This is a genomic window from Pseudomonas sp. M2, from assembly GCF_015751845.1.
Lineage (GTDB): Bacteria > Pseudomonadota > Gammaproteobacteria > Pseudomonadales > Pseudomonadaceae > Aquipseudomonas > Aquipseudomonas putida_E.
The window spans coordinates 3,444,739-3,458,453 of record NZ_JADOUD010000001.1 but is presented as its reverse complement, the minus strand read 5'-3'; the positions used below and the strand labels follow the sequence as shown (position 1 = coordinate 3,458,453).

Genomic DNA, 13,715 nt, shown 5'->3' with positions numbered 1-13,715 from the left:
AGTGCCTGCCATGCATCAATTGACCCTGGCCGAGATCGCCCGCGGGCTCGCCGACAAGTCGTTTTCCTCCGAAGAGCTGACCGGCGCCCTGCTGGCGCGCATCCAGCAGCTCGACCCGCAACTCAACAGCTTCATCAGCGTCACCGAGGAGCTGGCCCTGGGCCAGGCCCGTGCCGCCGACGCCCGTCGCGCCGCCGGTGAGACCGGCGCACTGCTGGGCGCCCCTATCGCCCACAAGGACCTGTTCTGCACCAACGGCGTACGCACCAGCTGCGGCTCGAAGATGCTCGACAACTTCAAGGCGCCGTATGACGCCACCGTGGTCGCCAAGCTGGCCGAGGCCGGCATGGTCACCCTGGGCAAGACCAACATGGACGAATTCGCCATGGGGTCTGCCAACGAATCCAGCCACTATGGCGCGGTGAAAAACCCCTGGAACCTCGAGCACGTGCCAGGCGGCTCGTCCGGCGGCTCCGCTGCGGCCGTGGCTGCCCGCCTGCTGCCGGCGACCACCGGCACCGATACCGGCGGCTCGATCCGACAGCCGGCAGCACTGACCAACCTCACAGGCCTAAAACCGACGTACGGTCGCGTTTCGCGCTGGGGCATGATCGCCTATGCCTCCAGCCTCGACCAGGGTGGCCCGCTGGCCCGCACCGCCGAAGACTGCGCGCTGCTGCTGCAAGGCATGGCCGGTTTCGACGCCAAGGACTCCACCAGCATTGACGAGCCGGTGCCGGACTACAGCGCCAACCTGAATGCCTCGCTGCAAGGCCTGCGCATCGGCCTGCCGAAAGAGTACTTCGGCGCCGGCCTCGACCCGCGCATCGCCGAACTGGTCCAGGCCAGCGTCAAGGAGCTGGAAAAGCTCGGCGCAGTGGTCAAGGAAATCAGCCTGCCGAACATGCAGCACGCAATCCCTGCGTACTACGTGATCGCGCCGGCCGAAGCCTCTTCCAACCTGTCGCGATTCGACGGCGTGCGCTTCGGCTACCGCTGCGACGCCCCCAAAGACCTGACCGACCTGTACAAGCGCTCCCGTGGCGAAGGCTTCGGTGCCGAAGTCCAGCGCCGCATCATGGTCGGCACCTACGCCCTGTCGGCTGGCTACTACGACGCCTACTACGTCAAGGCGCAGCAGATCCGCCGCCTGATCAAGAACGACTTCATGGCCGCCTTCGAAGGCGTCGACCTGATCCTTGGCCCGACCACGCCCAACCCGGCCTGGAAGCTCGGCGCCAAGAGCAGCGACCCGGTCGCGGCATACCTTGAAGACGTCTACACCATCACCGCCAACCTGGCGGGCCTGCCGGGCCTGTCGATGCCAGCCGGCTTCGTCGATGGCCTGCCGGTCGGCGTACAGCTGCTGGCCCCGTACTTCCAGGAAGGCCGCCTGCTCAATGTCGCGCACCGCTACCAGCAGGTCACCGACTGGCACACCCGCGCCCCCAACGGCTTCTGAGGAATTCACACATGCAATGGGAAGTTGTGATCGGGCTGGAAATCCATACCCAGCTGGCCACCCAGTCGAAGATCTTTTCCGGCAGCGCCACCACCTTCGGCTCCGAGCCGAACACCCAGGCGAGCCTGGTTGACCTTGGCATGCCCGGCGTACTGCCGGTGCTGAACCAGGAAGCCGTGCGCATGGCCTGCATGTTCGGCCTGGCGATCGATGCCCAGATCGGCAAGCGCAACGTGTTCGCGCGCAAGAACTACTTCTATCCCGACCTGCCCAAGGGCTATCAGATCAGCCAGATGGACTTGCCGATCGTCGGCAAGGGCCACCTGGACATCGCCCTGGAAGACGGCACCATCAAGCGCATCGGCGTAACCCGCGCGCACCTGGAAGAAGACGCCGGCAAGAGCCTGCACGAAGACTTCAGCGGCTCCACCGGTATCGACCTGAACCGTGCCGGCACCCCGCTGCTGGAAATCGTTTCCGAACCGGACATGCGCAGCGCCAAGGAGGCCGTGGCCTACGTCAAGGCGATCCACGCGCTGGTGCGCTACCTGGGCATCTGCGACGGCAACATGGCTGAAGGCTCGCTGCGCTGCGACTGCAACGTCTCGATCCGGCCCAAAGGCCAGGCCGAGTTCGGCACCCGCTGCGAGATCAAGAACGTCAACTCGTTCCGCTTCATCGAGCGCGCGATCAACAGCGAAATCCAGCGCCAGATCGACCTGATCGAAGATGGCGGCAAGGTGGTTCAGGAAACCCGCCTGTACGACCCGAACAAGGACGAGACCCGCTCCATGCGCAGCAAGGAGGAAGCCAACGACTACCGTTACTTCCCCGACCCGGACCTGCTGCCGGTGGTGATCGAGGACAGTTTCCTCGAAACCATCCGTGCCGGTTTGCCGGAGCTGCCACCGCAGAAGGTCGAGCGCTTCCAGAGCCAGTATGGCCTGTCGGCCTACGACGCCAACGTGCTGGCCTCCAGCCGTGAACAGGCGGACTACTTCGAGCAGGTGGTGAAGATTGGCGGCGACGCCAAACTGGCAGCCAACTGGGTCATGGTCGAACTGGGCAGCCTGCTGAACAAGCTGGGTATCGAGATCGACCAGGCACCGGTCAGTGCCGAGCAGCTCGGTGGCATGCTGCTGCGTATCCGCGACAACACCATCAGCGGCAAGATCGCCAAGACCGTGTTCGAGGCCATGGCCGCCGGTGAAGGCGATGCCGACAGCATCATCGAGAGCAAAGGCCTGAAACAGGTCACCGATACCGGCGCGATCGACAAGATGCTCGATGAAGTGCTTGCTGCCAACGCCGAGCAGGTCGAACAGTACCGCGCCGCCGATGAAGCCAAGCGCGGCAAGATGTTCGGCTTCTTCGTCGGCCAGGCGATGAAAGCCTCCAAGGGCAAGGCCAACCCGGGGCAAGTGAACCAATTGCTCAAGGCCAAGCTCGAAGGGTGAGCTTTGTAGGAGCGGCCTCGTGTCGCGAAAGGGCTGCAAAGCAGCCCCAAAGGCTTATGCAGTGACCTGGCCATGGGGCCGCGCTGCGGCCCTTTCGCGACACAAGGCGGCTCCTACAGCCACCGCGCCGCCAAGCGCGCCCAATGGCAGCACCGGAGCATCACCTTGCTAAAAAGATCCATCGCCACCCTGGCCCTGTTTTCCCTGTTGGCCGGCTGCGCCAGCCACGACATCGACCCCCGTGGTTACAACCAGACCGGCACCGCCTCCTATTACGGCGCCCGCCACCACGGCAAACGCACCGCCAGCGGCGAAGCCTTCAACCAGCACGGCCTGACCGCAGCGCATCGCAGCCTGCCCTTCGGCACCCGGGTACTGGTCACCAACCTCGCCAACCAACGCAGCGTGGTGGTCCGCATCAATGACCGCGGCCCGCACACACGCGGCCGGCTGATCGACCTGTCGCGCGCTGCAGCAGAAAAAATCGGCATGATCCGTAGCGGAACGGCGCGCGTGCGGGTACAAGGTCTAAGCGACTGACGCAACGGAGTTCCAACCATTTTCGACCTGGCCACCCTCCCCACCTTCAGCCTCCTGCAACTGGGCATAGCCTTGCTGTTGCTGGTGGCCGGCGCCGAACTGCTGGTGCGTGCCGCCCTTCGCCTGGCACAGCGTGTACACGTACGGCCGCTGATCATTGGCCTGAGCCTGGTGGCATTCGGCAGTACGGCGCCACAGCTGACCGTCAGCCTGCAGGCCGCCTATCAGGGCGCGCCCGATGTGGCCGTGGGCAGCGTGATCGGCAGTAACATCTTCAATGTTCTGGTGATCCTTGGCCTGGCTGCATTGATCATCCCGCTACGCGTGTCCCGCCAACTGGTGCGCTTGGACATTCCACTGATGATCCTCGCCAGCGCACTGGTCTATGCGCTGGCCGCCAACGGCCATCTGGGGCGCGTGGAAGGGCTGGTGCTGCTATCAGGCCTCGTGGGGTATCTGGTCATGCTCTGGCACCAGTCGCGCCACTATGCCCGCACTTACCCTGCACCGCGTGCGCTGGCCAGCAGCGCCGGGCGCTTCTGGACCGGCACACTGCTGCAAGTGGCGTTCGGCTTCGGCCTGCTCAGCCTGGCCGGCCACTTGCTGCTGGAAGCGGCGGTCGAAGTCGCGACCGACCTGGGCTTGTCTGAACGCATCATCGGCTTGACCGTTGTCGCGGTGTGCACGTCACTGCCCGAACTGGCTGCGGCGCTGATTGCCGCCCTGCGAGGGGAACGGGAGATCGCCGTGGGCACGGTGATCGGCAGCAACCTGTTCAATCTGCTGGCGGTGCTAGGCCTGACCGCACTGACTACACCCGAGCCGCTGACCATATCGCCAAACGCACTGGGCTTCGACCTTCCGGTAATGCTCGGCGTCGCGGCGCTGAGCCTGCCAGTGTTCTACTCCGGGTACCGGATTACCCGGGCCGAAGGGCTGGTATTACTTGGCCTTTACCTGGTCTACGGGCTGCACGTGGTGGCGTTCACCATCGGCATGCCGCTGGCCGGCCGCCTGGAACGGCTGATGCTCTTCTACGTTCTGCCAGTGCTCGGCCTGGTGCTGTTGTACACCACTGTGAGGGCCTGGCGGCGGCAGCACTAACGGCGGGAAGGTAGTGTCGCGACGAAGAGCATGGCTTGGGTGGCGCGCCGCACCACTCAAGACATGCACCCTGACTCAAGCCTGCCGGGCTTTCTTCAACCGGAACGCTACCCAAAGCAGCGCAATCCACCCGGGTATCAGCATCACCGAAATACGAATCGGCGGGGTCAGGTACATCACCACCAGAATCAGCACGATAAATGCCAGGCACAGGTAGTTGGTGAACGGGTGCCCCCAGCTCTGGTAGAACGGCTGGATACCTGCCGCCAGCTTGGCCTTGCGGAACTTCAGGTGGGTAATGCTGATGCTCGCCCAGTTGATCACCAGCGCCGACACCGCCAGCGCCATCAGCAGGCCGAATGCATCACCCGGCATCAGGTAGTTGATCACCACGCACATGCCCGTAGCGAAAGCCGACACGCCCAACGCAGTCAGTGGCACACCGCTGCGGCTGACCTTGAGCAGCTGGCGTGGTGCGTCGCCCTGGCTGGCCAGGCCGAACAACATACGGCTGTTGGCGTACACGCAACTGTTGTAGACCGACAGCGCAGCTGTCAGCACCACGATATTGAGGATGGTCGCCACCAGGTCGCTGTCCAGTTCGTGGAAGATCATCACGAACGGGCTGCCACCCTGCACGACCTTCTGCCACGGGTACAGCGACAACAGCACCGCCAGCGCGCCGATGTAGAAAATCAGGATACGGTAAACCACCTGGTTGGTTGCCTTGGGAATGCTCTGGCGCGGGTTGTCCGCTTCGGCGGCCGTGATGCCCACCAGCTCCAGGCCACCAAAGGAGAACATGATCACCGCCAGCGCCATCACCAGCCCGGTGACGCCATTGGGGAAAAACCCGCCGTATTGCCACAGGTTGGCCACACTGGCGTCCGGACCGCCGTGGCCACTGCTCAGCAGCCACGCGCCGAAACCGATCATGCTGACGATGGCCACCACCTTGACCAGGGCGAACCAGAACTCCATCTCGCCATAGACCTTGACCTGGGTCAGGTTGATCAGGTTGATCACCACGAAGAAGATCGCCGCCGTGGCCCAGGTGGGAAACTCCGGCCACCAGTACTGCACATAGATGCCAACGGCGGTGAGCTCGGCCATACCCACGAGCACATACACCACCCAGTAGTTCCAGCCCGAGACGAAGCCTGCGAACTCACTCCAGTATTGGTGTGCGAAGTGGCTGAAACTGCCGGCTACCGGCTCTTCGACCACCATTTCGCCCAACTGGCGCATGATGAAGAAAGCCATCAGGCCAGCGATGGCATAGCCCAGCAAAACGGAGGGGCCCGCCAGCTGGATGGTCTGGGCGATACCCAGGAACAACCCGGTACCGATGGCACCGCCCAGCGCGATCAGCTGGATATGGCGATTCTTCAGCCCGCGCTGCAACCGCTCGGGCGTGCTCTGGTCTTGCATGAAGTGTCCTTAAGCTCAGTGAGGCAGTGTTTTTTGAGGTATGCAGTCAAGGATCTAGATCCATCCGCCCCACTGCAAGATGAAAATACCAATATTGGTGGTGATCGCCGCCATTAGCGTACTGATCACGATGATCGATGCCGCCAGTTCGTGATTGCCGTTGGCTGCCCGTGCCATGACGTAACTGGCCGCCGCAGTGGGGCTGCCGATGTACAGGAACAGAATGCCCAGCTCGGCCCCGCGAAAACCGCAGAGCCAGGCACCGAGCGTGCCGAACAGCGGCAACCAGAGCATCTTCACCAGGCTGGCATCGATGGCCAACTTGCCGCTGTCGCGCAGGGCGTTGAGCGACAGGGTGCCACCGATACAGATCAGCGCCAGCGGCAGGGTCATCTGCGCGAGGTAGTCGCCCGAGGTGAGCAACCAGTTGGGCAGGGGTACCTGCCCGTAGGCCATGGGCGTGGCCAGTAGCACGCTGATGATCAGCGGGTTGCTGAAAATGCTCTTGCAGATGCTCCACGGGTCGGACTTCAGGTCCGGGCTGTATACCGCCAGCACTACGGCTGAAAGCGAGTTGTACAGGAGGATCACCAGGCCTGCGAGCACTGCCCCCAGCGAGATACCGTAGTCCCCGTAAAGGCTGGCGGCCAGGGCCAGGCCGATCACGCCGTTGTTGCCGCGAAACGCACCCTGGGTGTAGATGCCGCGGTCGGCCAGCGGGCTGCGCCAGATTGCCAGGCCCCAGGCCACGGCGAAGCCGACCAGGGTGGCAGCGACGAAATAGAGGATGACACCCGGTTTGATCGCCGTTGCCAGGTCGGCATGGTAGATGCCGAGGAACAGCAGCGCAGGCATGCAGACGTTGAACACCAGTTGCGAGGCAACCCGGTTGAAATTGTCGTCGATCAGGTGAATGCGTTTGAGCAGCACGCCCAGGAACAGCATGGCGAAGACGGGCGCCGTGATGTTCAGCGTCTGGATAAGAAGGGCGAGCATGCGCTAGCGATCCTGAAGGGTTGCCGTTAGGGGGCTAATGATACGCCAACGCGTCAGGAGTTGCGGGGATCAGCTGCAATATAAAGAAATTTCTGTTAGGCCCTATCGCCGGCAAGCCGGCTCCCACTGGTCCCCATCAAGCCTGAATACTGTGGAGCACCTGTGGGCCGGCTTGCCGGCGATAGGGCCGGTACTGCCAGGATAAGTTAGCGCCGCACAGGCCGTTTCTGCAGCTTGCGCTGCAACGTGCGCCGGTGCATGCCCAGCGCCCGCGCGGTAGCGGAGATATTGCCCTCGTGCTCGCTGAGCACGCGCTGGATGTGCTCCCACTGCAAGCGGTCCACCGACATGGGGTTTTCCGGCACCAACGTATCCAGGTCCGTATGCTCCGAAAGCAGTGCCGCCAGCACATCGTCGGCATCGGCCGGTTTGCACAGGTAGTTGCACGCCCCGCGCTTGACCGCCTCGACCGCCGTGGCAATGCTCGAGTAGCCGGTGAGGATCACCACGCGCATTTCCGGGTCCAGCTCCAGCAGCTTGGGCAGCAGCACCAGGCCGGAGTCGCCCTCCATTTTCAAGTCCAGCGTGGCGTAGTCCGGCAGATCATTCTGCGCCAGGACCAGGCCTTCCTCGGCGGAGCTTGCAGTGCTCACGCGGAAACCGCGACGGCTCATGGCACGGGCCATGACCCGCGTGAAGGTGGCATCGTCATCCACCAGCAGCAGGTGCGGCAGCTCTTCGCTTTCGACCTGGTTTTCTTCGCTCATCATTCATCTCCTCGCTTGCCATGGGGCAGGCGCAGTTCGGTCAGGGTGCCACCCTGCTCATGACTATAGAGTTTCACCGAACCGCCCGCACGGGTCACGCTGGCTTTGCTCAAGAACAGGCCCAGGCCGAAGCCTTTGCCTTTGGTGGTAATGAAGGGTTTGCCGATTGCTTCGGCAATGGCCGGCGGCACGCCGGGGCCATGGTCGCGGATGCTGATGACGATGTCCTGGGCGTCCCAGTCCAGGCGTACCTCCAGGTCGTCAGGGCACGCATCGGCGGCATTGTTCAACAAGTTCAGCAGCGCCTGGGTCAGGTCCGGTGGCGGGGTCAGGCGGGGCACCTGGCCGTCGCGCAGACGCTGGAAGCGGTAGCTGGCTTCCGGACGCATCAGGTGCCAACGGTTCAGCGCCTCATCGAGCCACTCGGTCACGTCCTGCTCCACCATCGCCAGGCGGCGATTGGCTTCAGCGGCACGCACCAGTTGCTGCAGGGTTTCCTTGCACAGCTTGACCTGGTCCTGAAGGATCTGCAGGTCCTCCTGCAACAGCGGGTCGGCGTGGTCCTGGCGCATTTCGTTGAGCAGCACGCTCATGGTCGCCAGCGGCGTGCCCAGCTCATGGGCGGCACCCGCGGCCTGGGTGGCCACGGCCAACAATTGTTCGTCGCGCAGGCTTTCTTCGCGCCGTTCGGAGCGCAGTTTTTCCTGACGGCGCAGCTCTTCGGCCATGCGCGCGGCGAAGAAGGTGATCACCGCAGCCGCCAGCGCGATGCTCAACCACATGCCGTAGACCTGCATCTTGTCCCGCGCCATCGGCAGGCCTTCAAGCGGGTAGAACTGCACCAGCAACAGGCTGTAGGCGGTCAGGGCGATACCCGACAGGATCAGCGAGTAGAGCCAGGGCAAGGTCACGGCGGCAATGGCCAGCGGCACCAGGTAATAGGAAACGAAGGGGTTGGTCGAGCCGCCCGAGTAATAAAGCAGCGCGCTGTGGATCAGCAGGTCGCAGGCCAGTTGCAGCGCGTATTCCAGTTCGGTGACCGGCAGCGACAGGCGCAAGCGCAACGCGGTGAAGGCGCACAGCAGGGACGACAGAGCCAGGGTCGCGGCCAGGGAAAACCACGGCAGCGGCAGCAGTTCGGTCCAGTAGGCAACGCCCACCGAGCCTGCCTGAGCGGCCAGGACCAGAACGCGAATGACAGTCAGGCGCCAGAGGTTCTGGCGGGTAGCGGACAGCGGTTGTGCGGCGGCGAGCATGAGCTCTCCTGATGAGTGCTCCAGGACAATCGGCTGGAGTATACCGAAGGCGCGCGCCCAGCTGCAGCGATGCGGCAAAGCGCCACAGTTTGTCACAGCTTCATGATGGCACTTTTGAACCCACTACACTGATCCCGGTCTGATGGGCCATGCGTGGGATGGATGGCCAGAACCCACGCCTTTCATTGCCAAGGAGTATCACATGCCTAACCCTCGTCGCGGCGCTGCCCTGATCCTGTCCTGCGGCCTGCTCGCCAGCCTGCCGGCGCTGGCGGCTGATGAGCCGCGCTACAACCAGATATCGCTGCGCGCAGAAGTCAGCAAGGAAGTGCCCCGCGACCTGATGGTCGTGACCCTTTATAGCGAAGCGCAGAACACCGACCCGGGCAAGCTTGCCAAACAGATCACCGAAACCATGAACAAGGCCGTGCAGCAGGCCCGCCAGGTCAAGGACGTGAAAATCAGCCAGGGCAGCCGCAACAGCTACCCGGTCTACGACAGCAAGGGGCAGAAGATCACCGGCTGGCGCGAGCGTGCCGAAGTGCGCCTGGAAAGCGCCGACTTCCCGGCCCTCTCTCAGCTCAGTGCCGACCTGCTGCAAGACCTTAAGATGGGCGGCATGGACTTCTCCATCGCCCCGGCCACGCGCAAGGCCAGCGAAGACGCCTTGCTCAAGGATGCGGTCAATGCCTTCAAGGCCCGTGCGCAACTGGCCACCGAAGCCCTGGGTGGCAAGGGCTATAAAGTGGTCAGCCTGAACCTCAACAGCAGCGGCTACCCACGCCCCTATCTGCGCAGCGCGCCAATGGCCATGAAAGCCATGGGTGCCGACGAAGCAGCACCGGCGCCGGATATCGAGGCGGGCACCAGCGAAGTCAGCATGAACGCTGACGGCCTGATCGAAGTGCAGATGCCTTGATCAACGCAGGCGATACAAGGGGCGCATTGCGCCCCAGCAGCACAAATAGAGACATTTCCTACGCACTCAAATAGTGCTTCCTACAAATTCCCTCCCGCGAAACATCCCGCAAAAAGCCATCATTTTGCCCTCGCAAACGTTCAACTTCCTCGAAAGTTATACATATGCGACATCCATGTACGCCCGTACTACTTTTCTGACGCCAACTATCCTTCGCAGTGTTGCATTGGGAACACACCCTGCATAAGTATCCGCAGGTCGGCTCACGAGGCCACCTCGAATCAGAAAAATGACAACAATGAGGCCACCATGCTCAAACACGCAGTCATTCCGTTCCTGCTCGGCGCAGGCTTGCTGACCGGCGCTCCGCTTGCCCACGCCGCGTCCAACCTGGTGTTCTGCTCCGAAGGCAGCCCCGCCGGCTTCGACCCGGGGCAATACACCACCGGAACCGACTTCGATGCCTCGGCCGAGACCGTGTTCAACCGCCTGACCCAGTTCGAACGTGGCGGCACCGCCGTTATCCCCGGCCTGGCGACCAAATGGGAGGTGTCCGACGACGGCAAGACCTACACCTTCCACCTGCGCGAAGGGGTCAAGTTCCACACCACCGATTACTTCAAGCCAAGCCGCGAATTCAACGCAGACGACGTGCTGTTCACCTTCAACCGCATGCTCGACAAGAATCACCCGTTCCGTAAGGCCTACCCCACTGAGTTCCCCTACTTCACCGACATGGGCATGGACAACAACATCGCCAAGGTGGAGAAGCTCGACGAGCACACCGTCAGGTTCACCCTCAACCAGGTGGACGCCGCGTTCATCCAGAACCTGGCGATGAGCTTTGCCTCCGTGCAGTCGGCCGAGTACGCCGACCAGTTGCTCAAAGAAGGCAAGGCTGCAGACATCAACCAGAAACCGATCGGCACCGGCCCGTTCGTGTTCAGCAAGTACCAGAAGGACGCCCAGATCCGCTTCAAGGGCAACAAGGATTACTGGAAACCCGAGGACGTGAAGATCGACAACCTGATCTTCGCCATCACCACCGACGCCTCGGTGCGCATGCAGAAGCTGAAGAAGAACGAGTGCCAGGTGACCTTGTTCCCGCGCCCTGCCGATATCGAGCCGCTCAAGGCCAACGACAAGCTGCAGATGCCGCACCAGGCCGGTTTCAACCTGGGCTACATCGCCTACAACGTGATGGACAAGCTCAAGGGCAGTGACCAACCCAACCCGTTGGCTCAACTGAAGGTGCGCCAGGCACTGGACATGGCCGTCGACAAGCAGAAGATCATCGAATCGGTCTACCAGGGCGCCGGCCAGCTCGCCGTCAATGCCATGCCGCCGACCCAGTGGTCCTACGACGAAAGCATCAAGGATGTGCCGTACGACCCGGAAAAGGCCAAGCAACTGCTCAAGGAAGCCGGGATCAAGGAAGGCACCGAAATCACCCTGTGGGCCATGCCGGTGCAACGCCCGTACAACCCCAACGCCAAGCTGATGGCCGAGATGCTGCAGGCTGACTGGGGCAAGGTCGGCATCAAGGCGAAAATCGTAAGTTACGAGTGGGGCGAGTACATCAAACGTTCCAAAGGCGGCGAACAAGGCGCCATGCTGATCGGCTGGAGCGGCGACAACGGTGACCCGGACAACTGGCTAGGCACCCTGTATGGCTGTGATGCCATCGAGGGCAACAACTTCTCCAAGTGGTGCTACAAGCCCTACGACGACCTGATCAAGCAGGCCAAGGCCACTTCCGACCAGGCCAAGCGCACCGAGCTGTATAAACAGGCGCAGCATATCCTCAAAGATCAGGTACCGATCACGCCAATCGCCCACTCCACGGTCTACCAGCCGATGAGTGCCAAGGTGAAGGGCTTCAAGATCAGCCCGTTCGCACTGAACTCCTTCTACGGCGTCAGTGTGGAGAAATAGCACCGGGCACACGCACCACCCCTCGCCCACTTCCACCCTTCGAACTCCCCCCGGCGCTACCCGCGCCGGGGTTGGGGGCCCTGTTGCCGCATTTCGTACCCCGAAGCGGCAAAAACAGACGGAAAAAAGGATTTGCCATGCGCCACACCACACTGTTTTCCACGCTGCTCGCCGTGGGCCTGCTGAGCCAGGCATCAGCCCCTCAGGCCAGTAGCCTGGTGTTCTGCTCCGAGGGTAGCCCGGCCGGGTTCGACACAGCCCAATACACCAGTGCCACCGACAACGATGCGGCAGAACCGATCTACAACCGCCTGGTGGAATTTCAACGCGGCGGTACGGCAGTGCATCCCGCCCTGGCAACGAAGTGGGAAGTATCCGACGATGGCCTGCGCTACACCTTCCACCTGCGCGAGGGGGTGAAATTCCACGCCAACAAGGCATTCACCCCCAGCCGCGACTTCAACGCCGATGACGTGCTGTTCACCTTCAACCGCATGCTCGACCGCGAGCACCCGTTCCGCCAGGCCTACCCCACCGAGTTCCCCTACTTCGTCAGCATGGGCCTGGACAAGAACATCGCCGGTATCGAAAAGACCGGCACGATGACCGTGGTGTTCACCCTGAACAAGGTCGATGCCGCCTTCGTGCAAAACCTGGCGATGAGCTTCGCTTCGGTGCTTTCGGCTGAATATGCCGAGCATCTGATGGCGAGCGGGCGCCCCAGCGACATCAACCAGCAGCCTATCGGTACCGGCCCGTTCGTGTTCCAGCGCTACCAGAAAGATTCGCAGATCCGCTTCAAAGGCAACAAGGACTACTGGGCACCGGACGAGGTGAAACTCGACAACCTGGTATTTTCGATCAACACCGACCCCTCGGTGCGCATCCAGAAGCTGCGCCGCGGCGAATGCCAGGTCACCCTGCACCCACGCCCGGCCGACCTGCCAGCCCTCAAGCAGGACAGCAAGCTGCAGGTGCTGCAACAACCAGGCTTCAACCTCGGCTATATCGCTTACAACACCCAGCACCCGCCCTTCGACCGCCTGGAGGTACGCCAGGCCATGGACATGGCAGTGAACAAGCAGGCGATCCTGCAGGCGGTGTATCAGGACTCGGGGCAACGCGCAGTCAACGCCATGCCACCAACCCAATGGTCCTATGACGACAGCTTAAAGGACGCACCCTACGACCCTGAGCAGGCCCGCCAGCTGCTCAAGCAGGCCGGGGTCAAGGAAGGCACCGAAGTCACCCTGTGGGCCATGCCCGTGCAGCGCCCGTACAACCCCAACGCCAAGCTCATGGCCGAGATGCTTCAGGCCGACTGGAGCAAGCTGGGCTTGAAGGTGCGCATCGTCAGTTATGAATGGGGCGAATACCTCAAGCGCATGAAAAGCGGCGAGCACGACATCGCCCTGATCGGCTGGACCGGTGACAACGGCGACCCGGATAACTGGCTGGGCACCCTCTACAGCTGCGATGCCATCGGCAGCAACAACTACTCGCAGTGGTGCGACCGGCAGTACGACAGCCTGGTCAAGCAAGCCAAGCAGGTAACCGACCGCGAGCAGCGCACAGTGCTGTACCAGCAGGCCCAGCAACGCCTCAAACAGCAGGTGCCGATCACGCCGGTGGCGCACTCCACGGTGAACCAGCCGCTCAGCGTCAAGGTGGCCGGCTTCAAGGTGAGCCCCTTTGGCCGCAACGACTTTTCCGGAGTGAGCGTTGATTGAGCGTTAGCCGGTAGCGGCCCTCTCGCCGGCAAGCCGGCTCCTACAAAAATGGCACAAGCCTGGGGATCTTTATTGATTCCTGTGGGCGCCGGCTTGCCGGCGAAAGGGCCAGCACTGG

The 13,715-nt window shown here is 62.6% G+C and carries 11 protein-coding genes; 7 read left to right on the top strand and 4 right to left on the bottom strand.

Annotated features, from left to right (window positions below):
- The first annotated feature begins 10 nt into the window (after positions 1 to 10).
- The 4 genes from gatA (at position 11) to IWW33_RS15985 (ending at position 4,563) form a co-directional block, all read left to right on the top strand.
- On the top strand, positions 11 to 1,462 hold the full coding sequence (gatA, locus tag IWW33_RS16000) for an Asp-tRNA(Asn)/Glu-tRNA(Gln) amidotransferase subunit GatA (protein WP_115273939.1): 1,452 nt from the start codon (positions 11 to 13) through the stop codon (positions 1,460 to 1,462).
- 11 nt (positions 1,463 to 1,473) lie between these two features.
- Entirely contained in the window at positions 1,474 to 2,919 is a 1,446-nt protein-coding gene (gatB, locus tag IWW33_RS15995) for an Asp-tRNA(Asn)/Glu-tRNA(Gln) amidotransferase subunit GatB (protein ID WP_039603446.1), read from the top strand.
- A 165-nt stretch (positions 2,920 to 3,084) separates the two neighbouring features.
- Entirely contained in the window at positions 3,085 to 3,459 is a 375-nt protein-coding gene (locus tag IWW33_RS15990; RefSeq protein ID WP_115275495.1) for a septal ring lytic transglycosylase RlpA family protein, read from the top strand.
- Positions 3,460 to 3,519: 60 nt separating this feature from the next.
- The gene (locus IWW33_RS15985; protein ID WP_046784454.1) at positions 3,520 to 4,563 is read left to right on the top strand and encodes a calcium/sodium antiporter; all 1,044 of its coding nucleotides are present in this window, start codon (positions 3,520 to 3,522) and stop codon (positions 4,561 to 4,563) included.
- Positions 4,564 to 4,638: 75 nt separating this feature from the next.
- Here IWW33_RS15985 and IWW33_RS15980 read toward each other — a convergent pair whose 3' ends face one another.
- The 4 genes from IWW33_RS15980 to IWW33_RS15965 all read right to left on the bottom strand — a co-directional run bounded on the left by IWW33_RS15980 (position 4,639) and on the right by IWW33_RS15965 (position 9,013).
- Complete coding sequence (locus IWW33_RS15980; RefSeq protein ID WP_046784455.1) at positions 4,639 to 5,994, bottom strand: amino acid permease; 1,356 nt, start codon at positions 5,992 to 5,994, stop codon at positions 4,639 to 4,641.
- A 54-nt stretch (positions 5,995 to 6,048) separates the two neighbouring features.
- Positions 6,049 to 6,990 (bottom strand): AEC family transporter, encoded by a 942-nt coding sequence (locus IWW33_RS15975; protein WP_174141558.1) that lies wholly within the window; start codon positions 6,988 to 6,990, stop codon positions 6,049 to 6,051.
- A gap of 206 nt (positions 6,991 to 7,196) precedes the next feature.
- Complete coding sequence (locus IWW33_RS15970) at positions 7,197 to 7,757, bottom strand: response regulator transcription factor (protein WP_039604181.1); 561 nt, start codon at positions 7,755 to 7,757, stop codon at positions 7,197 to 7,199.
- The gene (locus IWW33_RS15965; protein ID WP_046784457.1) at positions 7,757 to 9,013 is read right to left on the bottom strand and encodes an ATP-binding protein; all 1,257 of its coding nucleotides are present in this window, start codon (positions 9,011 to 9,013) and stop codon (positions 7,757 to 7,759) included. The genes IWW33_RS15970 and IWW33_RS15965 overlap by 1 nt, the downstream gene beginning before the upstream one ends.
- 202 nt (positions 9,014 to 9,215) lie before the next feature.
- On the opposite strand from IWW33_RS15965, the gene IWW33_RS15960 reads away from it, so the two are divergent.
- The 3 genes from IWW33_RS15960 (at position 9,216) to IWW33_RS15950 (ending at position 13,597) form a co-directional block, all read left to right on the top strand.
- On the top strand, positions 9,216 to 9,932 hold the full coding sequence (locus tag IWW33_RS15960; protein ID WP_046784458.1) for an SIMPL domain-containing protein: 717 nt from the start codon (positions 9,216 to 9,218) through the stop codon (positions 9,930 to 9,932).
- A 309-nt stretch (positions 9,933 to 10,241) separates the two neighbouring features.
- The gene (locus IWW33_RS15955; RefSeq protein ID WP_046784459.1) at positions 10,242 to 11,867 is read left to right on the top strand and encodes an ABC transporter substrate-binding protein; all 1,626 of its coding nucleotides are present in this window, start codon (positions 10,242 to 10,244) and stop codon (positions 11,865 to 11,867) included.
- Between the two features lie 137 nt (positions 11,868 to 12,004).
- The gene (locus IWW33_RS15950) at positions 12,005 to 13,597 is read left to right on the top strand and encodes an ABC transporter substrate-binding protein (protein ID WP_115273936.1); all 1,593 of its coding nucleotides are present in this window, start codon (positions 12,005 to 12,007) and stop codon (positions 13,595 to 13,597) included.
- The last annotated feature ends 118 nt before the right edge of the window (positions 13,598 to 13,715 follow it).